Source organism: Rhizobium sp. BT-226 (assembly GCF_025847085.2).
GTDB lineage: Bacteria > Pseudomonadota > Alphaproteobacteria > Rhizobiales > Rhizobiaceae > Rhizobium > Rhizobium sophorae.
Window position 1 is genome coordinate 1750692 of sequence record NZ_JAOYTI010000002.1, and the last position, 21795, is coordinate 1772486.

Genomic DNA, 21795 nt, shown 5'->3' on the forward strand with positions numbered 1-21795 from the left:
CAATGTCACACGCTTGTCACGGCATCGATTTAGAGCTAAGTGTATCTTGTATGGTTGTCTATATCAATAGACATTTTAAGGGAAGCGGCGATGATATCAGCGGACAGGACAGACGCTGCGTCACAGACGGCATCCGGGCGCAAACGCGCCGCCGATCTGCTGGCGCGCGCGGAGCGCAGCGAACTCCAGGCGGTCTGGGACGCATTGCCGCAAAAGCCCGCGGCGCATCCGGTGCGCGGGCCGGAGACCGGGCTGGTGATGGTGCGTGGGCGCATCGGCGGCGGCGGAGCTCCCTTCAATCTGGGCGAAGTGACCGTGACGCGGGCGACGGTCCGGCTCGACTCCGGCTCGGTCGGCCATGCACAGGCGCTCGGCACCGACCGCGAAAAGGCCCGGCTTGCGGCGATCTTCGACGCGCTCTGGCAGGAGGAGGCGACGAAGGATTTCGTCGAACAGGCGCTGCTTTTACCGATTGCCGAACGGATCGCCGATGCCGAACGCCGCAAGGCGGACGAGACGGCGGCAACCCGCGTCGATTTCTTCACCATGGTGCGGGGAGATAACTGATGGGCCTGAAGACAGAAGCTCTGACCGGCGGCTTTGCCGAGCCGGTCTTCCATGCCCAGAGCGTCTTCAAGATGCTGATGGACGGCATGGCCCGCCCCGGCACGATCCAGACGGTTCAGCCCGACGTCGCTCCGCCGGCACCGCTCGGCATCGCCGCCGGCACCATCGCGCTGACGCTTTGCGACCACGACACGCCCGTCTGGCTTTCCCAGGGACTGGCGAAATCCGCCGTGCCGGAGTGGCTCGGCTTCCATACCGGCGCGCCGTTGACCGGCGAAAAAGCCGAAGCGCGTTTTGCCTTCACCGAGGCCGGCATCGCCCTTTCCTCCTTCGGCCTCTTTGCATCAGGTACGCAGGAATATCCCGATCGCTCGACCACCCTCATCATCGAACTCGCCGAACTCGAGGGCGGCCGCAGGCTGGCGCTGATGGGTCCGGGCATCCAGAGCGTGACGGAGATCGCGCCTACCGGCCTGCCGGAGACCTTCCTGCGGCTCTGGACCGAGAACCGTGCGCTCTTTCCGCGCGGCGTCGACATCGTGCTGACGGCGGGCAAGCGTTTCCTCTGCCTGCCGCGCACCACCAAGATCACAGCAACGGAGATCTGAGCTCATGTATGTTGCCGTCAAGGGTGGCGAGACCGCCATCGCCAATGCCCACCGCCTGCTGGCCGACCGCCGCCGCGGCGACCGTTCGCTGCCGGCGATCGGCATCGACCAGATCGTGGCGCAGCTGGCGCTCGCCGTCGACCGCGTCATGGCCGAGGCCTCGCTTTTCGACCGCACGCTCGCCGCACTTGCCGTCCGCCAATCGCGGGGCGACATGATCGAGGCGATCTTCCTGCTGCGCGCCTACCGCACGACACTGCCGCGTTTCGGCTATTCCAAGCCGCTCGACACAGCTGAGATGACGATCGAACGCCGCATTTCGGCGACCTACAAGGATCTGCCGGGCGGCCAGCTTCTTGGGCCCACCTACGACTATACCCACCGCCTGCTCGATCCCTCGCTGCTTTCGGACGAGGCGGTCGAGACGCCCGCTCAGCGCGCCGCCGAGACCGGCCGTGTCATGCGTGTCTCCGAGATTCTCGGCGAAGAGGGCCTGATCGAGGCCGACGGCGACATGCCGGAAGATCACGAAATCGGCGACCTGACCCGCGAGCCGATGGAATTCCCGATGACCCGGGATCTCCGCCTGCAGGCGCTTGCCCGCGGCGACGAGGGTTTTCTACTGGCGCTCGGTTATTCCACCCAGCGCGGCTATGGCCGCAACCACCCCTTCACCGGCGAAATCCGCATCGGCGAGGTCGAGGTGGAATTCGATGTGCCGGAACTCGGTTTCGCCGTCTCGCTCGGCACGATCCAGATCACCGAATGCCAGATGGTCAACCAGTTCAAGGGTTCGGCCAAGGCGCCGCCGCAATTCACCCGCGGCTACGGCCTGGTCTTCGGCCAGAGCGAGCGCAAGGCGATGGCGATGTCGCTCGTCGACCGGGCTCTTCGAGCCGAAGAGCTCGGCGAGGATATCACCGCACCGGCACAGGACGAGGAATTCGTTATCTCGCACTCCGACAACGTCCAGGCGACGGGCTTCGTCGAGCATCTGAAACTTCCGCATTATGTGGACTTCCAGGCCGAACTCGATCTCGTCCGCCGCATGCGCCGCGAATTCGAAGCCGCCCGCAACGGTGGCGAAGACATGAAGGAAGCCGCCGAATGACCGATCTGGCCAGCTACAACTTCGCCTATCTCGACGAACAGACCAAGCGGATGATCCGCCGCGCCATCCTGAAGGCGATCGCCATACCCGGCTACCAGGTGCCCTTCGCCTCGCGCGAAATGCCGATGCCCTATGGCTGGGGCACCGGCGGTGTGCAGGTGACGGCCTCAATCATCGGACCGGACGACGTGCTCAAAGTCATCGATCAGGGTGCCGACGATACGACCAACGCCGTTTCCATCCGCGCCTTCTTCCAGAAGGTCGCCAATGTCGCGGTGACGACGCATACCAAGGTTGCAACGATCATCCAGACGCGCCACCGCATTCCCGAAGAAAAGCTCGGACCCGGCCAAGTGCTCGTCTACCAGGTGCCGATCCCCGAGCCGCTGCGTTTTCTCGAGCCGCGCGAGACCGAGACGCGCAAGATGCACGCTCTCGAAGAATACGGCCTGATGCATGTAAAGCTCTATGAGGACATCGCCCACAACGGCCGCATCTCGCGGACCTACGCCTATCCCGTGAAGGTCCATGGCCGCTATGTCATGGACCCGTCGCCGACGCCGAAATTCGACAATCCGAAGATGCATATGTCGGACGCGCTGCAGCTCTTCGGCGCCGGGCGCGAGAAGCGCATCTATGCGGTGCCGCCCTATACCGACGTCGTCAGCCTGGATTTCGAGGATTATCCCTTCGATATCCAGCGTTTCGATAAACCCTGCGCCCTTTGCGGCGCCGAGGAAGTCTATCTCGACGAAGTGGTTCTCGACGACAAGGGCGGGCGCATGTTCGTCTGCTCCGACACCGATCATTGCGAAGACCGCCGCGCGCACGGCCATGCCGGCGAGATGCTGGCCCGGGAGGCTGCAGAATGAGCGATACTCCGCTTCTCAAAGTCCGCGACGTTTCGAAATTCTACGGCAACCGCATCGGCTGCCGAGACGTCTCCTTCGAGCTCTGGCCCGGCGAAGTGCTCGCCATCGTCGGCGAGTCCGGCTCCGGCAAGACGACGCTGCTCAACTGCCTCTCCACCCGGCTGCTGCCGAGCACCGGCAGCGTCGAATATCACATGCGCGACGGCAGCTACCGCGACCTCTATCGTATGAACGAGGCCGAGCGGCGTTTCCTGATGCGCACCGACTGGGGCTTCGTTCACCAGAACCCGGCCGACGGCCTGCGCATGACCGTCTCTGCCGGGGCCAATGTCGGCGAACGGCTGATGGCGATCGGCGACCGGCACTACGGCAAGATCCGTGCTTCGGCGATCGACTGGCTCGAACGTGTCGAGATCGACGCCGACCGCATCGACGACCAGCCGCGCGCCTTTTCCGGCGGCATGCGCCAGCGACTGCAGATCGCCCGCAACTTGGTCACCGGCCCACGCCTCGTCTTCATGGACGAGCCGACCGGCGGCCTCGACGTCTCGGTGCAGGCGCGCCTGCTCGATCTCGTGCGTGGCCTCGTCAACGATCTCGGTCTCTCGGCCATCATCGTCACCCATGATCTCGCCGTCGCCCGCCTGTTGTCACACCGGATGATGGTGATGAAGGACGGCTACGTCATCGAGCACGGGCTCACCGACCGCGTGCTCGACGACCCGCGCGAACCCTATACGCAGCTGCTCGTCTCCTCGATCCTGCAGGTCTGAGCAATTCGAAATGTTACAGCGTCCTTTGCGCGTCTCGCGCGGCGCTGTGGGTCCGAAACCAAGGAAGAAGAAATCATGGCAACGCCCCTCGTCGTTTCCGAAGTCTCGAAGAGCTTCACCATGCATCTGCGCGACGGCATCAAGCTACCCGTCGTTTCCGACGTCGCCTTCTCGGTTGCGTCAGGCGAATGCGTCGTGCTCGGTGGCCCATCGGGCATTGGAAAGAGTTCGCTGCTCAAGATGATCTACGGCAACTATGCCGTCGACACCGGCCAGATCCTCATTCGCCACGACGGACGCATCGTCGATCTCGCTTCCACTGATCCGCGCACCGTTCTCAACGTCCGCCGCAATACGCTCGGTTATGTCAGCCAGTTCCTGCGCACCGTGCCGCGCGTCGCGGCGATCGGCGTGGTTGCCGAACCGCTGGTCGCACGCGGCGAGGACGCCGTCACGGCACGGGAAAAGGCGGGCGCCCTGCTTGCCAGGCTCAATCTGCCGGAAACGCTCTGGCAGCTTCCGCCCGCCACCTTCTCCGGCGGCGAGCAGCAACGCGTCAACATCGCACGCGGCTTCATCACCGAGCACACGATCCTGCTTCTCGACGAGCCCACAGCCTCGCTCGATGCCAGGAACCGTGCCGTCGTCGTCGGCATGATCGCGGAAAAGAAGAAGGCGGGTGTGGCCCTTCTCGGCATCTTCCACGACGAAGAAGTGCGCGAAGCCGTCGCCGACCGTATCCTCGAAGTCCAGCAATTCTCACCCAGAAAGATCGCTGCATGAGCCGCAAGCTGGGCATCGAGCCCTACTTTCATGAAACGGCCTCCGTCAGCGAATCCACTTTCGGGCGCTATACGGAGGTCTCTGAACGCTGCCGCATCAGCGAGGCCACCTTCGGCGACTACTCTTACATCATGCAGGACGGCTCGGTCTGGTGTGCGACGATCGGCAAGTTCGTCAATATCGCCGCCGCCGTGCGCATCAACGCCACCAACCATCCGACCTGGCGCGCAACACTGCACCATTTCACCTATCGCGCCGCCGACTACTGGCCGGACGGCGACATGGAAACGGACTTTTTCGCCTGGCGGCGCGCAAACCGCGTGACGATCGGCAACGACGTCTGGATCGGTCACGGCGCGACCATCCTGCCCGGCGTCAACGTCGGCAACGGCGCGGTGATCGGGGCCGGCGCCGTCGTCTCAAAGGACGTCGCGCCCTATGCGATCGTCGGCGGCGTACCGGCCAAACTCATCCGCGAGCGCTTTCCAAGAGAGGTCGGAGAACGGATGGACAGGCTTTCGTGGTGGGACTGGGAGCACGACCGGCTGCGCCAGGCGCTCGAGGATTTTCGCAACCTTAACGCGGAAGATTTCCTGTCCCGCTACGGCGGTTAAAACCCCCGATATAGGGGCGAAGAATTGTGACAGGACTTACACAAATATGACATGCGAGGTTCATCAAGCGGGACTAATGCGATGCTGATCAAGGCCTGGATCGCAAGGGAAGAGCATGATGTTCGAGCTGAAGAATGTCACACGTCGTTTCGGAAAAAAGCTCGCTGTCGATTCCGTTACGCTCGCCATTCCCCAGGGCCAGATGGTCGGCATCATCGGCCGCTCCGGCGCCGGCAAGTCGACGCTCTTACGCATGATCAACCGCCTTCAGGAGCCGAGCTCCGGCTCCGTTCATTTCGCCGGCGTCGAGGTCTCCGGGCTTCGCGGCCAGGCATTGCGCAACTGGCAGCGCGACTGCGCGATGATCTTCCAGCAGTTCAATCTGGTGCCGCGCCTCGACGTTCTCACCAATGTCATGCTCGGCCGCCTCAATCATCGCTCGACACTTCTGAGCCTGCTCAACATCTTCACCCGCGAGGAACGCGTCCATGCCATCGCGGCACTCGAACGCCTCGGCATCGAGCAGACGGCGCTGCAGGCAGCCGGCACGCTTTCCGGCGGCCAGCAGCAGCGCGTGGCGATCGCCCGCGCGCTGATGCAGAACCCGAAGATGCTTCTCGCCGACGAGCCGATCGCCTCTCTCGATCCGCTGAACGCCAAGATCGTCATGGATGCGCTACGCGACATCAACGAGCGCGAAGGCATCACCGTCATCACCAACCTCCACACGCTCGATACCGCCCGCAACTATTGTGAGCGCATCGTCGGCATGGCCGGCGGCCGCGTCGTCTTCGACGGCCAGCCCTCGGAGCTGACGGCCGTAGCGGTGAAGGAAATCTACGGGACGGACAAGGACGGCGCCGGCATCGACGAAACGATGACCTCGACCAGCCTCGAATCCAAGCGCCGCGCCGAGGACGTCTCATCCGGCATGGTGGCCAAAGCCGCCGCCGTGCACTGACCCGTTTCCGGCCGACGGGACAACGGTCGGAAAACTAACTGACAAACAAACCACGTCACAAAAGGAGACTTCCATGTCTGCATTCCGCAAGATCCTGATGGCAACCATCGCCGTCGCCGCCCTCGCCAGCAATGCCGCTGCCCAGGACGTCAAGGTCCTCCGCATCGGTCTCGATGGCGGTGAAAACGAAGCCGACCAGGTTCGCCGCACCGAGTGCGTCAAGCCGGGCCTGATCGCCGCCACCGGCGTCTCCGAAGTCCAGCTCTTCCCGTCGCCGAACTACAACGGCGTCATTCAGGGTCTCCTCGGCGGCACGATCGACCTCGCCGTCATGGGCGCCGCCTCTTACGCCGCGGTCTATATCAAGGATCCGAACGCCGTCACTCCGGTTCTGACCACCAAGCAGGCCGACGGTTCGACCGGCTACTACTCGATTATGGTTGCCCGCAAGGATTCCGGCATCAAGACGCTCGCCGACGCCAAGGGCAAGAAGCTCGGCTTCGCCGATCCGGACTCTACCTCCGGCTACCTTGTTCCGAACGTTGCCCTTCCGAAGGACACCGGTGCTCCAGTCAAGCAGTACTTCTCTGAAACCGGCTTTGGCGGCGGCCACGAGAACCTCGTTCTCGGCGTTCTCGATAAGAAGTTCGACGTCGGTACCACCTTCGGTTCCGGCCAAGGCGACTGGGCGCAGGGCTACACCTCCGGAAATCTGCACCAGATGGTCACCAAGGGCCTGCTCGACATGGACGATATCGTCGAAGTCTGGAAGTCGCCGCTCATCCCGAACGGCCCGTTGATGGTTTCCCAGAAGCTGCCGGCCGACCTCCAGAAGAAGGTTACCACCTACTTCGCCGAACTGCCGAAGACGGACAAGAGCTGCTTCGAATCGTTCACGGGCGGCGGCTACGTTGACTGGGCGCCGGTCGACCAGAGCTTCTACCAGACGATCATCGACGCCCGTAAGGCCGTCATCGGCGGCTGATCCTCAGTCTGAACAATCTCGCGGCGGCATCATGATGATGCCGCCGTTTTTCAGGAAGGAAGCCACATATGGCGCACTCGGCCGGCGCGGACTCTCTGAGCGGATTGCAGGAGAGCTCCCGCACCATCCTCGATCATTATCAGAGCCAGGTTCGAACGCGGCGGATCTATACCGTCGTTTCAATCGTGGTCTTCCTGATCATCCTCGGCGCCTCGCTCGATTTCGCCAACAGCGCCAATTCGGGCAAGTTCTTCGAGCGCCTTCCCTATTTCTTCGACTTCATGAAGAGCTTCGTGCCGGACAGTCCGCTGGAGATCTTCCGCGCCATGTTCGACCTGCCGTCGCCCTTCTCCGACGGTTCGATCAAATACGACTATACAAGCGACCGCGTCTGGATCACCGATAGTTTCTACATCCCGAATTTCTTCTACCAGCTCGCGATCACGCTCAACATCGCCATCGTCTCCACCATTCTCGGTGCGAGCGGCGCGTTCTTGCTCTGCTTTTTCGCTTCCACCAATCTGGTCGGTGCAGGCGTGACGCGCTGGGTCGTGCGGCGCATCATGGAAATCATGCGCGCCTTCCCGGAAATCGTCATCGCCGGTCTTCTCGCCGCGATCCTGTCGATCGGTCCGATTTCGGCGATCATCGCGGTATGGGTCCATACTGTCGGCGCGCTTGGGAAGCTGTTCTTCGAAGTCGTCGAGAATGCCGACATGAAGCCGGATGAAGGCCTGCGCGCCGCCGGCGCCGGCTGGCTGGAGCGCGTGCGCTTCGCCATCCTGCCGCAGGTGCTTCCGAACTTCGTCTCCTACACGCTGCTGCGGACTGAGATCAACGTGCGCGCCTCGACCATCATCGGCGCCGTCGGCGGCGGCGGCATAGGCGAGGTATTCAGCCTGTCGATCGGCCGCGACCATGCCGCCAAGACCTATGCGATCATCATCCTGCTGCTGATCACCGTCATTTGCGTCGACCAGTTCTCGGCCTGGCTGCGCCGCCGGCTGATCGGCAAACAGTCCTTCGAATTCGGCCGGGGAGCGGCGTGATGTCCTCTGTTCCGACCATCAACGCCGCCGAGCGCAACCGCCTGCTGTCCGCCTATCCGGACGTCTTCCATCGCAGCTTCATGCAGCGCTGGGGTCTGCTCCTCATTTCAGCTGCGGTCTTCGTTTACCTTGCCTGCTGCTTCGCCTTCTTCAACGTCATTCCGACTTTCGTAAACGGCAACTGGGATCGCGCAGCGATCTATGTTCAGGACTGGTATTCCTGGCGTGCCCAGCCGCGTTTGCGTTTCCAGAATGATCAGGTCGTCCCACAATGGACAAGCCGTCGCCAGTATCCTGAAGGCGCCGACATCTACTGGCTGAAGCCCAGTGCCGATGGGAGCAGATACACTGTCACCTTCGGCAGCGACGGCGATCGCCTGGAAGTGAGCCCCAGCCGCGTGGACGTCTATATCGGCGGCAAGCTCTATCCCGTGACCATCACCCGCGATCGCGCCTCCCTGCCGTCCGATGCGCCCGCCCAGATGGAGCAGGACGACAACAAGGTGAACGTCTATTACGGCTTCGCTGGACAGGCGGAAATCCGTACCAGCCAGGTCTATGTCCAGCGCCGCTTTCTCGGCTGGGCGAACTTCTTCTTCGATACGCAGTCGCCCTTCTGGGGCCGGAACCTGCCTGAAGTCGTCGGCCTGATGTTCTCCGGTGAACGGCTCGATCCGAACCAGTCCAATGCCTCGCTGGCGTGGGACAACTTCCTGAACAATGCAAGCTGGCAGCATGGCGACATCCTGTCGAAGTTGATGCAGACGCTGGTCATGGCCTTTGTCGGTACGCTCTTCGGCACTCTGGTCGCTTTCCCGCTCGCCTTCATCGCCGCGCGCAACATCACGCGGAGCCGCGCTGCGAACTGGGCCACGAAGCGGCTCTTCGACTTCCTGCGCTCGATCGACATGCTGATCTGGGCGTTGTTCTTCACCCGTGCCTTCGGCCCAGGGCCGCTTCCGGGCATCGCGGCGATCTTCTTTACCGATACGGGCGCGCTCGGAAAGGTCTATGCCGAAGCGCTTGAGAACATCGACGACAAGCAGCGTGAGGGCGTGAGATCGGTCGGTGCGGCACCGGTGGCCGTTCAACGTTTCGGCGTTATTCCACAAGTCCTGCCAGTATTCATCTCGCAATCACTTTATTTCTGGGAATCGAATACCCGCTCGGCGACCGTAATCGGTGCCGTCGGTGCGGGCGGCATTGGCCTCAAGCTGCTCGAATCCATGAAGACCAATTCGGACTGGGACAAAGTCGCCTATATGGTGCTTCTAATACTCCTGGTAGTCTTCGCCTTCGACAATCTCTCGAATGCGCTGCGTTCGCGCGTGATGGGAAAAAAGGGCCACTGAGGAACTGACGCCATCATCATTCTGTCACGGAAATCTTTTAGCCGGGAGCCTGCTTGCGGTTCGCCGCCAAATCACTGCACAGTGCGCTCCCCCGTTTGGACGATCTCCAGGATAAAAGCCTTGCGCTACGCTCTCTATTTCTCGCCGCCGAAGGATGATCCCCTGACCGGCGCGGCCTCGCTCTGGCTCGGCCGCAATGCTTTCACCGGCGAGACTTATCCTGCACCGGAACATCAGCAGCTGGGTGCTGCAGAACAGTTCGAGCTGACCGCCGACCCCCGCCGCTACGGCTTTCACGCCACGATCAAGGCGCCGTTTTCGCTCGCCGCTTCGGTCACTGAGAAGGATCTTCTGACCGTTGCCGAGGAGTTTGCCTCGCGCACGCCCGCCTTCGAGATCCCAGAGCTGGTGCTCGGCCAACTCGGCCGTTTTTTTGCCCTCATTCCCTCTTCTCTTCATCAACCTCTTCAGGATTTCGCCGCGAAGGTGGTAAGGTCCTTCGAACCGTTCCGTGCCGCGCTTTCCGAGGCCGATATGGCGCGGCGCAACCCGGAGAAGCTCAGCGACAGCGAGCGCGCCAATCTGCAGCGCTGGGGTTATCCTTACGTCATGGAGGATTTCGGCTTCCACATGACGCTGAGCGGACAAGTGCCCGAGGCGCGCGCCGCGGTGATGAAAGCGATCCTGACCGAGCGTTTTGCCGATTTCACTGGCCGGCCGCTTTCGATTTCCAGCCTTGCCGTCTTCATCGAGGAGACACGCGGCGCCCCGTTCAAAGTTCATTCCTGGCTGCCGCTTGCCGGCGCCAAAAGCTGAAAGACCTGACGCCATGAGCAAAGAGACCGTGTTTTCCAACGCCCGAATCGTGCTCGAGGATGACATCCTCTCGGGCTCGATCCTCATCCGCGACGGGAAGATCGCCGACATCTCCGAGGGTAACTCGGTAGCCGGCGAAGATTTTGAAGGCGACTACATCATTCCAGGCCTTGTCGAGCTGCACACCGACCATCTCGAAGGCCATTACCAGCCGCGCCCCGGCATTCGCTGGAACAAGACCGCCGCGGTTCAGGCGCATGACGCTCAGATCGTCACCTCAGGCATCACCACGGTGTTCGACTGCCTGCGCATGGGGGCGGACGAAGACGGCGGCTTCGAACATGGCGAGATGCGCGAGATGGCCGATGCCATCCAGTCGGCGGAGACGGAAGGCAGGCTGCGCGCCGAGCACCTCATCCACCTGCGCTGCGAGGTCTCGGCCGACAATGTGCTCGAACATTTCGCCGATTTCGAAAACGACCGGCATGTGCGGCTCGTCTCGCTGATGGATCATGCGCCCGGCCAGCGTCAGTTCCAGACGATGGATCAATATATTTTCTACTACCAGAAGAAGCGCGGCCTGAGCGACGAGGCCTTCGCCCGTTTCGTCGCCAAGCGCCAAGCAGAATCGGCGCGCAATTCGACGCCGCACCGCAATGCCATCGCCAACGTCTGCGCCGAGCGCGGCATCACCGTGGCAAGCCATGACGATGCGACGCTCTCCCATGTCGACGAGGCGATCGACAACGGGGTGCGCCTGGCCGAGTTCCCGACCAGCTTCGACGCCGCCCGGGCCTCGCACGAGCACGGCATGAGCGTGCTGATGGGTGCGCCGAACATCGTGCGCGGTAAATCCCATTCCGGCAACATCGCCGCCCGCGACCTTGTCGAGATGGGCGTGCTCGACGTGCTTTCCTCCGACTACGTGCCGCTCAGCCTCCTGCACGCCCCGTTCATCCTCGCCGATGAAGTCGAAAGCATTACACTGCCGAAGGCGATCGCCATGGTGACGTCGACGCCCGCCCGTACCGTCAGCCTCGATGACCGCGGCCGGATCGCGGCGGGGCTGCGCGCCGATCTTGTCCGCGTCCATCGTTCGCACGGCGTGCCGGTGACGCGCTCCGTCTGGCGCCAGGGACGCCGTGTCGCATGATGCCGCACGAACCCCACCCCGGAGCCGGAGCCGAGCGCGGCATCATGGTCGTCGTCGTCGGACCGAGCGGTGCCGGTAAGGACACGCTGATGAACCTCGCGGCCCGGCGTTTCAAGGGCCGCGACAATGTGCATTTCGTCCGCCGCGTCATCACCCGTCACCGTGACGCCGGCGGCGAAGACCATCTTTCCGTCTCCCTCGAAGGTTTTGCCTCCATGGAGCAGTCAGGCTCCTTCGCCGTCTGGTGGGAAGCGCACGGCCTGAAATACGGCATTCCGGCCGAGGTTTCGGTAGCGCTGTCGCGAGGCCATGTGGTCGTCGCCAACGGCTCGCGCTCGGCGCTCCACCGTTTTCAGGCCGCCTTCCCGCGGCTGAAGGTCATCAACGTCACCGCCCGCCCCGAAGTGCTCGCCGGCCGGCTGGAAGCGCGCGGCCGCGAGACGCATGAAGATATCATGGCCCGGCTTGCCCGCGGACCGCTGACGGTGCGCGGCGAATACGACGTGACCGAGCTCGACAATAGCGGCTCACTCGAAGAGGCCGAGCAGAAGATGATCGGGATCTTGGACGGGTTGCTGGCCAAGACACCCTGAACAGATAGAGGAAGGGCATGCGCCCCATCAAGGTGGTCGACTATGATCCTTCCTGGCCGCGGCTGTTTGCCGAGATCAGCACCGAGGTCTCCGCCTTGCTCGGTGACCGCCTGCTTTCCATCGATCATATCGGCAGCACATCAGTGCCCGGCCTGCCGGCCAAGCCGAAGATCGACCTTGCTGCCGTGATGATATCAGACGCCTTCCTGCCTGCGGCGATCGAGATCGTGCGCGCTGCCGACTTCGTCTTCCACGGCGACACAGGAGAGCAACGATGGGCCTTCACCCGCGATCATCACGGTTATGGGTTCAGGCTCTATCTTTGCGGGCCCAATAATCGCGCGCATCGGGACCGCATTCTGTTTCGCGACTATCTCAGGGATCACCCCGAGAGGGCCAAGGCCTATGCCGATCTGAAACGCCGGCTGGCTGCGGAGGCAGACGGCGATTGGGATTTTTATACCGGCGGAAAGACCGAGTTTGTCAGCGAGACGGTTCGGCTGGCTGCCTCGATGATGTAAAAAAGAATCCGTCAGACGCCCTGGCCGGCGGCGATTACTCGCCGTCGCCCCGTCCCGATACGATCTCGCGCTTGCCGACGTGATTGGCCGGGCCGACGAGGCCTTCTTTTTCCATGCGTTCCACCAATGAGGCGGCGCGGTTGTAGCCGATGCCGAGGCGGCGCTGGATGTAGGAGGTCGAGCACTTCTTGTCGCGCATGACGACCTTGACAGCCTGCTCGTAAAGCTCGTTGCCATCCTCGGAGGCCATGGCGCTCTTGTCGAAGACGGCGCCGGCTTCTTCCTCTTCCGTCTCTTCCTCCTCGTCGGCGGTGACGGTGTCGAGATATTCGGGGCGCCCTTGCGTCTTCAGATGGGCGACGACCTTTTCGACCTCGACATCCGAGACGAAGGGACCGTGGACGCGGGAAATCCGCCCGCCCCCCTGCATGTGCAGCATATCGCCCTGACCGAGCAGTTGTTCGGCGCCCTGTTCGCCGAGAATGGTGCGGCTGTCGATCTTCGAGGTCACCTGGAAGGAGATGCGGGTCGGGAAGTTTGCCTTGATCGTGCCGGTGATGACGTCGACGGACGGACGCTGTGTCGCCATGATCAGATGGATGCCGGCGGCGCGCGCCATCTGGGCGAGGCGTTGGATCGCACCTTCGATGTCCTTGCCGGCGACCATCATCAGGTCGGCCATCTCGTCGACGATGACGACGATATAAGGCATCGGCGTCAGGTCCAGCGCCTGGCTTTCCTCGATCGGAGTGCCGGTGCCCTTGTCGAAGCCGACCTGGACCATGACATGGATGGTCTCGCCCTTGTCGCGGGCCTGGGCCACGCGGTCGTTGTAACCGTCGATATTGCGCACGCCGAGGCGCGACATTTTGCGATAGCGCTCTTCCATTTCGCGCACGGCCCATTTCAGCGCCATGACCGCCTTCTTCGGATCGGTGACGACGGGCGTCAGCAGATGCGGAATGCCGTCATAGACGGACAGTTCGAGCATCTTCGGGTCGACCATGATCAGGCGGCACTGCTCCGGCGTCATGCGGTAGAGCAGCGACAGGATCATCGTGTTGATCGCGACCGACTTGCCGGAGCCGGTGGTGCCGGCGACGAGCAGATGCGGCATCTTGGCGAGTTCGGCAATGACAGGCTCGCCGCCGATGGTCTTGCCGAGGCCGAGCGCCAGCTTGTAGCCGCTCTTCTCGAAATCCTGGCTCTCGATCATCTCGCGGAAATAAACGGTTTCACGCGTGACATTCGGCAATTCGATGCCGATGACGTTGCGGCCGGGGACCACGGCAACGCGGGCCGAGAGCGCCGACATCGAGCGGGCGATATCGTCGGCAAGGCCGATGACGCGCGACGATTTCACGCCCGGCGCCGGCTCGAATTCATAGAGGGTGACGACGGGGCCTGGACGGACATGGATGATCTCGCCCTTGATGCCGAAATCTTCCAGCACGCTTTCCAGAAGCCCGGCATTCTGCTCCAGTGTCTCCTGCGACATGATCTCACCGAGGCGTTCCGGCGGTTCCTGCAGCAGGGCACGTGGCGGGAATTCATAGCCGGATGCGTCGATCCTTTCGGGCCTCACGGCCAGGCGCGGCGACGGCAGGACCGCGGCAACGGGCGGCGTACGCTGCGGCACCGGCGCGGCCTGAGGTGCTGATGCAATGTGAGGAGCTGCCGCGAGCTGAGAGATTGGCGCCGCCTGAGGTGCGGGCACGACAGGTACCTCGACAGGAATGCGCCTGGGCTTTTCGAGGGATATTGCCGCCGCAGGGCGCACGGCAATCTTCGCGGAGGCTGCGGCGGGCTGCGGGGCCGGGCGGGAGACGACGGGAGCGGCGGCCGGCCGGCCGGGGCGCCACTCCATGATCCGGAACAGCGACGTGATCGATTCGGGCGAGGTCTCGGTCTTCGGGTAGGATATCAACGGCGGCGCGCGAACCGGCTCAGCCTCTTCGAAGGCCATGACTTCCCAGAAGGCGAAATCCGAAATGGAAGAAAGCTCGGCGTTGGCGCGGAAAGCCGGCACGCCGGGCTCGTCAAGCAAAGGTGACTGCTGCAGTTCGACCCTGTGCGGTGCTACGGAAATCTCGTCCGGCCCTGGCAGATAGATATCGAACGGCACATCGACGGCAACCGGCTCTATCCGTATCGCCTGCTGTCCAATCTGCGAATCATCGCGAACCGGCTCATTCGGCGCGCGCCGCCTGCTGATCAGCGTTTCCGGCGTGCGGGTGAAACGGACATTCGGCGCGAGGGAAAAGTTGCTCTGCCAGATGGGTGCCGCCGGCTTCTCCCCTGGGTTTTCCTCCGGAAGGTCCGTTTCAATCTCGCTGGAAAAATCTCCGGCATCCGTCAAATTGGTTCTGGGAAAACGCATGCGTCCGCTACTCACTCATGCTTTGCAAATTACGACCCTACCGGGATAGAAAAGGAAGGTTAATAAGTTCCTTCCTGCCGTATCGTTCCGATACGACTCCGGGAGATAAATCGTTGCATTTTCAATGAGTTTTGGCGGCGAGAAAAATCTTTGCGATTTTTGGGGAAGTCGTTAGTGCGCCTCGTCCCAATTGGTGGCGGCGCGGGCATCGACCCTCAGCGGCACGCGCATTTCCAGCGCCGGCATGGTGGCGTTTTCCATGACCGAGACGATGACCGGCATCGCCTTTTCGACATCCTCGTCCTCGACCTCGAAGATGAGTTCGTCGTGCACCTGCAGCAGCATGCGGACGCGGTCGGCAAGGCCGACTTCAACAAGCGCCGGCTCTATCTTGATCATCGCCCGGCGGATGACGTCGGCAGCCGAACCCTGGATCGGCGCGTTGATCGCCGCACGCTCGTTGAAGGCGCGCACGGAGGGATTGGAAGAGCGGATTTCGGGATAGTTGATGCGGCGACCGAAGATCGTTTCGACATAACCCTTGTCGCGCGCCATGGCCTTTCGGCTTTCCATATAATCGCGGATGCCGGGGAAGCGCTCGAAATACTTCTTGATGTAGTCGCCGGCTTCCGAACGCTCGATCGAAAGCTGATTGGCGAGCCCGAAGGCCGAGATACCGTAGATGATGCCGAAATTGATTGCCTTGGCGCGGCGGCGCACCTCGCCCGGCATGCCTTCCACCGGCACGCCGAACATTTCCGACGCCGTCATGGCGTGGATGTCGACGCCATCTTCGAAAGCCTTGGTCAGCTGCGGGATCTCGGCCACATGGGCAAGCACGCGCAGTTCGATCTGACTGTAGTCGGCGGAGATCAGCTTGTGCCCAGGCGTCGAGATGAAGGCGGTGCGGATTTTGCGGCCTTCGGCGGTGCGCACCGGAATGTTCTGCAGGTTCGGCTCGGACGAGGACAGGCGCCCCGTGGTGGTCGATGCCAGCGAATAGGAGGTGTGGACCCGCTTTGTCTCGGGGTGAACGTAACCCGGAAGCGCGTCGGTATAGGTGGATTTCAGCTTGGTGACCTGGCGCCAGTCGACGATCTTGCGCGGCAATTCGAAACCGGCAACGGCCAGATCCTCGAGCACCTGGGCAGAGGTCGACCATTGCCCCGTTTTCGTCTTGTTGCCGCCGGCAAGGCCCATCTTGCCGAACAGAATATCGCCCAGCTGCTTCGGCGAGCCGATGTTGAAACGTTCGCCGGCCAGCACGTAGATCTCGTCCTCCAGCCTTGCTGCACCCTGGGCCAGCTCGCCGGAGAGCCGCGACAGGATCTGCCGGTCGACGGTGATGCCGCGCGCTTCCATGCGCGCCAGCACCGGCAACAGCGGCCGCTCCAGCCGTTCGTAGACGCTGGTCAGCCCCGCCGCCGCCAGCCGCGGCTTCAGCACCAGCCAGAGGCGCAGCGTCACGTCGGCATCTTCAGCGGCATAGTGGGTGGCGCGGTCGATATCGACCAAATCGAAGGTGACGTTCGCCTTGCCGCTGCCGGCCACGTCCTTGTAGGGGATCGGGGTATGGCCGAGGAATTTTTCCGAGAGCGGGTCCATGCCATGCGCGCCGGTGCCGGCGTCGAGCACGTAGGAGATCAGCATCGTGTCATCAAAACTCCTCGTCTCGATGCCGTAGCGCTTCAACAGCAGGTAGTCGTATTTCAGGTTCTGGGCGACCTTGAGAACCGATTCGTCCTCCAGCAATGCCTTCAGCCGCGGCAGGGCATCGCCCATCGGAATCTGGTTGTCGGCAAGGCCGCCGCCGAGCAGATCGCCGACGCCGTTCTTGTGGACAAGCGGCACATAGGCGGCGCGGATCTTCGTGCCGGTGGGATCGGCCGTGTTGTCGGCGATCGCCAGCGAAAAGCCGACCAGTTCGGCCTGCATCGCATCCAACGACGTGGTCTCAGTATCGAAAGCAACGAGGCCGGTGGCGCGCGCATCGGCGATCCAGCGGTCGAGCGTCGCCAGATCGCGGATCGTGACATAGGCCGAATGATCGAAGGGCAGCGTCGCAAAGGCCTCGGCTCGCGCCCTGGCAAGATCGGCGGGCGAAAAGGCGCCTTCGACGGCGCTCTTCGCCTTGGCACGCGACGGCACCGGCACGGATTCGCCCGAGACCTCGGGGATGCCGCCGGCAACGGGCTCGGGCTCGGCCGCATCGAGATCCGGGCCGCGGGCCGTCTCACCCCATTCGATGCGGACGATCGCCGGTTCGATGGCGCCGGCATCGCAATCGCAAGCTTCGGCGACGCGGCGCGTCAGCGTGGTGAATTCCATCGTCTTCAAGAAGCCGATCAGCTTCGGGCCGTTCTGCGGTTCCAGCACCAGTCCGTCGAGATCGAGATCGAGCGGCACATCTGTGCGCAGCCGCACAAGATCTCGCGAGAGCCTGGCCATGTCGATATTGGCGAGGATCGTCTCGCGGCGCTTGACCTGCTTGATCTCGGTGGCGCGTTCGAGCAGCGTATCGAGATCGCCATATTCCTCGAGAAGTTGGGCGGCGGTTTTCGGGCCGATGCCGGGAATGCCGGGAACATTGTCGACCGAATCGCCGGTCATCGCCTGCAGATCGATCATCTTTTCCGGCGGCACGCCCCATTTCTCGATGACATCGGGAATGCCGATCTGCTTGTCCTTCATGCTGTCATACATATGGACATTGGGGCTGACGAGCTGCATCAGATCCTTGTCGGAGGAGACGATGGTGACATCGGCGCCGGTCGCTTCGGCCTGGCGGGCATAGGTGGCGATGATGTCGTCGGCCTCGAAGCCTTCGGTCTCGATGCAGGGCAGATTGAAGGCGCGGGTCGCCTCTCTTATAAGGCCGAATTGCGGGATGAGCTCTTCCGGCGGCGCGGAGCGGTTCGCCTTATAGGCGTCGTAGAGATCCTTGCGAAACGTCTTGGCGGAATAATCGAAGATGACGGCAAGATGCGTCGGCGTCACGCCGACATCGGTATTGCGCGCATCTCTCAAGAGCTTCCACAGCATGTTGCAGAAACCGGACACGGCGCCGATCGGCAGGCCGTCGGTCTTGCGGGTCAGCGGCGGCAATGCATGAAACGCCCGGAAGATGAATCCGGAACCATCGACTAGGAAGAGGTGATCGCCTTTTTTCATGCGTGCATGGATAGCGCGGGCATGAGACGAGGTCCATACAAAGTTCTCGCACCCAGGGATTATGGCAATCGGCCGTTCGGGATTCCTGCTCACCAAACTGTTACCGATTTGTAACGTGGCGTGACCCTTGAAAAACCACATTTGCGGACACAAATCGATGTCACCGGCGCTTGATTGCGTCGCGGGTCTGATTACCGGCTTGTCCCCCGCCGCGTCAGGCTTGGACAAAGGCCTTATCCCCCTCTCCGGGCCTTTGTCCCCACTTTAAAGTCGCCATGGCCAACCTCCAGGCCATGGCGACTTTTGTTTTACCAGGCACTCGAAATTATCATCACGGCTTGCATGTTTAGGAGCATCGTATGCGATTTGCTGCATTGTCTCCGGCATGGTTTTGAGCCTAACTTGCAATCATGGGATTTAACCGCATGGATTCGGGAGCCTACCTTGCCAGCCAGCTGGCAAAGGGTTTTGCCCGCTCGCTGCACCAGCGCGCGGTCGGGCTCGGTTTTTCTCCGGGCCAGTTCCCCATTCTGCTGGAACTCTGGGCCGAGGACGGACTGACCCAGAAACAGCTTCTCGAGCGGGTCGATATCGAACAGGCGACCATGGCCAATACGCTTTCGCGCATGGTCCGCGACGGGCTGATCGAACGCCGGCCGCATCCCTCCGACAAGCGAGCGCAACTGCTCTTCCTGACGCCGAAGGCCCGCGCCATGGAGGCCGAGGCGATCGAGACGGCGCGCGAGGCCGACCTTGCGCTGTTCAAAGGCTTCAGGGTCTTCGAGCGCGAGTTGACGCTCGAATATATCCGCCGGCTTCTGGAAAACGCCAAGGCGCTCTGACTACTGCATATTCCTTAAATCGGAATCGACGTCTGAAAAGACGCGCGGCGCTGTAAGATCACTCGCCAGCATGGAGTGCGTGTCGTAGTGAGGACATCCCGGTTTCGATCTGCGCGGTCAGGACGTTTTCATGGGCGGCAAGCTTGACGCTCGGCTCGACATCCGGCTTGCCGAGCAAAAGGCCCTGCACTTGCGCGCAGCCTTCCTCGACGACGATCCGGCGCTGCATCTCGGTTTCCACGCCTTCCGTCACGACAGGCATGCCGAGGCTGTGACCAAGGCCGATAATGGCGCGCACGATCGAGCGCGCCGCCGCATCGTGTTCCAGCACGCCGGTGAAACTGCGATCGACCTTGATCTTGTCGAAAGGGAATGACCGTAGGTTGGAAAGCGAGGAGAAACCGGTGCCGAAATCATCCATGACGATGTGCACGCCGAGCTTGTGCAGCCGCAGCAGCGTCATCATCACCCGGTCGCGATCGCGAATGAGGGCCGTCTCGGTGATCTCAAGCTCCAGCCGGCCGGGCGCAAGCCCGGTCTCAGTGAGGGTCGCCTCGATCCGCTCACAGAGGTTCGGCAGCATGAATTGCACCGGCGAAAGATTGACGGCGATCCTCAACGGCAGCGGCCAGCGCACGGCCTCCCTGCAGGCCTGCTGCAACACCCATTCGCCGAGCTGGACAATCGAACCGCTTTCCTCGGCGATCGGGATGAAGATATCGGGCTCGGTCAAGCCGTGACCTGGCCGGTTCCAGCGCATCAAGGCCTCGTAACCGCCGATCTCGCCGCTCAGCGCATCGAGTATTGGCTGATAGTCGACATGGATCTGGTTGCGGGTGATCGCATGGCGCAGTTCGCTTTCGATCTGGCGGCGGTTGCGTGCCGCCTTGTCCATTTCCGCATCGAAGAAACAGACCTTGCCGCGCCCGTCATGCTTGACCCGGTAGAGCGCGGTATCGGCATTGTTGCAGAGTTCTTCGGCGGTAGCCCCATCGGCGGGATAGAGTGCAATGCCGACGCTCACCCCGACGGCAGTCGGATCGCGCGCGGTGTCCATCTCGGCGGCGAACTCGTCGAGGATATCAGCCGCAAGTTTTCGCGCCGCCGCCGGCTGTTGCCCGGCGGGCTGGATGATGGCGAATTCATCGCCGCCGAGGCGGGCGATCGTATCGCTTTCATCGGCCACGCGGCGCAGGATCGAGGCGACCTTGCCGAGAATGCGGTCGCCTTCGGCATGACCAAAAATATCGTTGACGGCCTTGAAGCGATCGAGGTCGAGATAAAAGAGGGCAACCTCGCTGTTCTTTCGTTCGGCCATCTGCAGTGCCTGCCGGATGCGGGTATCGAACAGCGACCTGTTCGGCAGATCGGTGAGCACATCATGGTGGGCGAGATGTTCGATCATCTCCTCGGCCTGCCTGCGCTCGGTGAGATCACGCACCGCCAGCACCTCGCAATTGTGCCCGCGATAAACGATCCTGCTCGCCGTCACTTCGACGGCGATCTCCCTGCCGTTTCTGGTATTGAGCAGCGTCTCACCAGGCTTGCCCTGCCCTGTGCCCTGAACAGCGGTCAAAACAGCCGATGGCGCCTTGCCGGCAAGATCGGCAAGCTTCCAGCCGGAAAGCCCCTGGAAGCGTTCATTGGCATCGATAATCCGGCCTTCGCGCAGAATCAGCAGCCCTTCCTGCGAGGCATTCGCGAGCCCTCTCAGATCCGTCAGGTGGCTTTCGATAAAGACCACCGCGAGCGCAATCAGAATGAGCGCCGTCGCCGCCACCACGACGATCGCAGCAAGCAGGCTGGCGTCGAGCACCGTTGCCGGAACTTGCTTGCCGGGATCCGGCACGAGCGTGATGCTGGCCATCGAGATGAAATGGAGAGCGCAGATCGCGAGAACGAAGGTGATTGACGAGGCGAGGAGCCGCCGCAGTCCCTTCAATTGGAAAAAGGCGTGAAAGGCGGCGCTCGACAACAGCGCTCCCGCAAGAACCGCGCTCAGCGTCATGACGGGATCATAAAGGATTGCCGCCTGGGTTTCGATCGCCTGCATCCCGGTCAGGTGCATGGAGGCGATGCCGAGCGCCATCAGCACGCCGCCGCGGAGGTGTGAAAACCTGCCGCGGTTTTGCGAAGCGACGACAATCGCTGCCCACGAAACGACAACCGACAGGAGGAAGGAGAGCGCCGTCAGGCCAAGCTGGTAGCCGATCGGCATGCCGCCGTCATAGGCCAGCATCGCGATGAAGTGCGTTGCCCATACGCCGGTGCCGAAAGCGAAAGCCGAGGCGCCGATCCAGAGCTTGCGCCGCCCGGCATCGCATTCCTGAGCGCGGGACAGCGGCAGCATCGCCGCCATCGCGCCGACCAGGCAGACCGCGGCCGCCACAAGCACCAATCGCCAGTCGTGATCGTCCCTAATACATGCAATGACCGAAAACATCTGCCCCTCCCACAGCTGAATTCGATCAAGCTATTTAGGTTATGCTAAATAACTGTAAATTGAATTAGAATTCTCTTCTATATTATCCAGCAAATCTTCCCGATATTGATCTTTGCCTCGCCGGCCTCTGGCGCCGCCGATTTTTTGTTTTTCCGCCTCGCCTGCCTTTCTGGTTTGGTCTATCGTCCGGCCGAATTTCAA

At 62.3% G+C, this 21795-nt stretch carries 19 protein-coding genes; 16 read left to right on the forward strand and 3 right to left on the reverse strand.

Annotated features, from left to right (window positions below; genetic code table 11):
• Nucleotides 1–90 precede the first annotated feature (90 nt).
• The 15 genes from phnG to OIU37_RS19000 all read left to right on the forward strand — a co-directional run bounded on the left by phnG (nucleotide 91) and on the right by OIU37_RS19000 (nucleotide 12758).
• Complete coding sequence (gene phnG / locus OIU37_RS18930; protein ID WP_264258374.1) at nucleotides 91–567, forward strand: phosphonate C-P lyase system protein PhnG; 477 nt, start codon at nucleotides 91–93, stop codon at nucleotides 565–567.
• Complete coding sequence (phnH, locus tag OIU37_RS18935; protein ID WP_264258376.1) at nucleotides 567–1175, forward strand: phosphonate C-P lyase system protein PhnH; 609 nt, start codon at nucleotides 567–569, stop codon at nucleotides 1173–1175. Before phnG ends, phnH begins: the two co-directional genes overlap by 1 nt.
• Before the next feature lie 4 nt (nucleotides 1176–1179).
• The gene (locus tag OIU37_RS18940; RefSeq protein WP_264258377.1) at nucleotides 1180–2286 is read left to right on the forward strand and encodes a carbon-phosphorus lyase complex subunit PhnI; all 1107 of its coding nucleotides are present in this window, start codon (nucleotides 1180–1182) and stop codon (nucleotides 2284–2286) included.
• Nucleotides 2283–3158, forward strand: coding sequence for an alpha-D-ribose 1-methylphosphonate 5-phosphate C-P-lyase PhnJ (locus tag OIU37_RS18945; protein WP_180694151.1), 876 nt, complete (start codon nucleotides 2283–2285; stop codon nucleotides 3156–3158). Before OIU37_RS18940 ends, OIU37_RS18945 begins: the two co-directional genes overlap by 4 nt.
• The gene (phnK, locus tag OIU37_RS18950) at nucleotides 3155–3931 is read left to right on the forward strand and encodes a phosphonate C-P lyase system protein PhnK (protein ID WP_131629991.1); all 777 of its coding nucleotides are present in this window, start codon (nucleotides 3155–3157) and stop codon (nucleotides 3929–3931) included. Before OIU37_RS18945 ends, phnK begins: the two co-directional genes overlap by 4 nt.
• Before the next feature lie 75 nt (nucleotides 3932–4006).
• Nucleotides 4007–4714, forward strand: a complete 708-nt coding sequence (gene phnL, locus OIU37_RS18955) for a phosphonate C-P lyase system protein PhnL (RefSeq protein WP_264258379.1) — start codon at nucleotides 4007–4009, stop codon at nucleotides 4712–4714.
• Nucleotides 4711–5328, forward strand: a complete 618-nt coding sequence (locus tag OIU37_RS18960) for a DapH/DapD/GlmU-related protein (RefSeq protein ID WP_264258380.1) — start codon at nucleotides 4711–4713, stop codon at nucleotides 5326–5328. Before phnL ends, OIU37_RS18960 begins: the two co-directional genes overlap by 4 nt.
• Before the next feature lie 118 nt (nucleotides 5329–5446).
• Nucleotides 5447–6289, forward strand: coding sequence for a phosphonate ABC transporter ATP-binding protein (phnC, locus tag OIU37_RS18965; RefSeq protein WP_171602042.1), 843 nt, complete (start codon nucleotides 5447–5449; stop codon nucleotides 6287–6289).
• A 73-nt stretch (nucleotides 6290–6362) separates the two neighbouring features.
• Nucleotides 6363–7274: a phosphonate ABC transporter substrate-binding protein gene (gene phnD / locus OIU37_RS18970; protein ID WP_171602043.1), complete on the forward strand. Its 912-nt coding sequence runs from the start codon at nucleotides 6363–6365 to the stop codon at nucleotides 7272–7274.
• Nucleotides 7275–7342: 68 nt separating this feature from the next.
• Nucleotides 7343–8323, forward strand: coding sequence for a phosphonate ABC transporter, permease protein PhnE (phnE, locus tag OIU37_RS18975; protein WP_168317256.1), 981 nt, complete (start codon nucleotides 7343–7345; stop codon nucleotides 8321–8323).
• Entirely contained in the window at nucleotides 8323–9675 is a 1353-nt protein-coding gene (gene phnE, locus OIU37_RS18980) for a phosphonate ABC transporter, permease protein PhnE (protein ID WP_264258382.1), read from the forward strand. Before phnE (OIU37_RS18975) ends, phnE (OIU37_RS18980) begins: the two co-directional genes overlap by 1 nt.
• A 120-nt stretch (nucleotides 9676–9795) precedes the next feature.
• On the forward strand, nucleotides 9796–10491 hold the full coding sequence (locus OIU37_RS18985) for a DUF1045 domain-containing protein (RefSeq protein ID WP_171602045.1): 696 nt from the start codon (nucleotides 9796–9798) through the stop codon (nucleotides 10489–10491).
• Nucleotides 10492–10504: 13 nt separating this feature from the next.
• The gene (locus OIU37_RS18990; protein ID WP_264258384.1) at nucleotides 10505–11644 is read left to right on the forward strand and encodes an alpha-D-ribose 1-methylphosphonate 5-triphosphate diphosphatase; all 1140 of its coding nucleotides are present in this window, start codon (nucleotides 10505–10507) and stop codon (nucleotides 11642–11644) included.
• On the forward strand, nucleotides 11641–12237 hold the full coding sequence (gene phnN, locus OIU37_RS18995) for a phosphonate metabolism protein/1,5-bisphosphokinase (PRPP-forming) PhnN (protein ID WP_180694157.1): 597 nt from the start codon (nucleotides 11641–11643) through the stop codon (nucleotides 12235–12237). The genes OIU37_RS18990 and phnN overlap by 4 nt, the downstream gene beginning before the upstream one ends.
• Before the next feature lie 17 nt (nucleotides 12238–12254).
• Nucleotides 12255–12758, forward strand: a complete 504-nt coding sequence (locus tag OIU37_RS19000) for a GrpB family protein (protein ID WP_264258386.1) — start codon at nucleotides 12255–12257, stop codon at nucleotides 12756–12758.
• Nucleotides 12759–12792: 34 nt separating this feature from the next.
• Here the strand turns inward: OIU37_RS19000 and OIU37_RS19005 are convergent, their stop codons facing one another.
• Nucleotides 12793–15138 (reverse strand): DNA translocase FtsK, encoded by a 2346-nt coding sequence (locus OIU37_RS19005; RefSeq protein ID WP_264258388.1) that lies wholly within the window; start codon nucleotides 15136–15138, stop codon nucleotides 12793–12795.
• A 171-nt stretch (nucleotides 15139–15309) separates the two neighbouring features.
• Nucleotides 15310–18309 carry a DNA polymerase I gene (polA, locus tag OIU37_RS19010; RefSeq protein ID WP_264258389.1) on the reverse strand — a complete coding sequence of 1000 codons (3000 nt, stop codon included), beginning with the start codon at nucleotides 18307–18309 and terminating at the stop codon, nucleotides 15310–15312.
• A gap of 425 nt (nucleotides 18310–18734) precedes the next feature.
• Here polA and OIU37_RS19015 point away from each other — a divergent pair, with 425 nt between their 5' ends.
• A complete protein-coding gene (locus OIU37_RS19015) occupies nucleotides 18735–19151 on the forward strand; it encodes a MarR family winged helix-turn-helix transcriptional regulator (RefSeq protein WP_003583451.1) in 417 nt (138 codons plus the stop codon).
• Nucleotides 19152–19209: 58 nt separating this feature from the next.
• On the opposite strand, the gene OIU37_RS19020 is transcribed toward OIU37_RS19015, so the two are convergent.
• Nucleotides 19210–21594 (reverse strand): EAL domain-containing protein, encoded by a 2385-nt coding sequence (locus tag OIU37_RS19020; RefSeq protein WP_171602051.1) that lies wholly within the window; start codon nucleotides 21592–21594, stop codon nucleotides 19210–19212.
• Nucleotides 21595–21795: the final 201 nt, after the last annotated feature.

Coding starts and splice junctions, on each gene's coding strand:
- phnG (WP_264258374.1), top strand. CDS start 91: ATGATATCAGCGGACAGGACAGACGCTGCGTCACAGACGGCATCCGGG.
- phnH (WP_264258376.1), top strand. CDS start 567: ATGGGCCTGAAGACAGAAGCTCTGACCGGCGGCTTTGCCGAGCCGGTC.
- OIU37_RS18940 (WP_264258377.1), top strand. CDS start 1,180: ATGTATGTTGCCGTCAAGGGTGGCGAGACCGCCATCGCCAATGCCCAC.
- OIU37_RS18945 (WP_180694151.1), top strand. CDS start 2,283: ATGACCGATCTGGCCAGCTACAACTTCGCCTATCTCGACGAACAGACC.
- phnK (WP_131629991.1), top strand. CDS start 3,155: ATGAGCGATACTCCGCTTCTCAAAGTCCGCGACGTTTCGAAATTCTAC.
- phnL (WP_264258379.1), top strand. CDS start 4,007: ATGGCAACGCCCCTCGTCGTTTCCGAAGTCTCGAAGAGCTTCACCATG.
- OIU37_RS18960 (WP_264258380.1), top strand. CDS start 4,711: ATGAGCCGCAAGCTGGGCATCGAGCCCTACTTTCATGAAACGGCCTCC.
- phnC (WP_171602042.1), top strand. CDS start 5,447: ATGTTCGAGCTGAAGAATGTCACACGTCGTTTCGGAAAAAAGCTCGCT.
- phnD (WP_171602043.1), top strand. CDS start 6,363: ATGTCTGCATTCCGCAAGATCCTGATGGCAACCATCGCCGTCGCCGCC.
- phnE (WP_168317256.1), top strand. CDS start 7,343: ATGGCGCACTCGGCCGGCGCGGACTCTCTGAGCGGATTGCAGGAGAGC.
- phnE (WP_264258382.1), top strand. CDS start 8,323: ATGTCCTCTGTTCCGACCATCAACGCCGCCGAGCGCAACCGCCTGCTG.
- OIU37_RS18990 (WP_264258384.1), top strand. CDS start 10,505: ATGAGCAAAGAGACCGTGTTTTCCAACGCCCGAATCGTGCTCGAGGAT.
- phnN (WP_180694157.1), top strand. CDS start 11,641: ATGATGCCGCACGAACCCCACCCCGGAGCCGGAGCCGAGCGCGGCATC.
- OIU37_RS19000 (WP_264258386.1), top strand. CDS start 12,255: ATGCGCCCCATCAAGGTGGTCGACTATGATCCTTCCTGGCCGCGGCTG.
- OIU37_RS19005 (WP_264258388.1), bottom strand. CDS start 15,138: ATGCGTTTTCCCAGAACCAATTTGACGGATGCCGGAGATTTTTCCAGC.
- polA (WP_264258389.1), bottom strand. CDS start 18,309: ATGAAAAAAGGCGATCACCTCTTCCTAGTCGATGGTTCCGGATTCATC.
- OIU37_RS19015 (WP_003583451.1), top strand. CDS start 18,735: ATGGATTCGGGAGCCTACCTTGCCAGCCAGCTGGCAAAGGGTTTTGCC.
- OIU37_RS19020 (WP_171602051.1), bottom strand. CDS start 21,594: ATGTTTTCGGTCATTGCATGTATTAGGGACGATCACGACTGGCGATTG.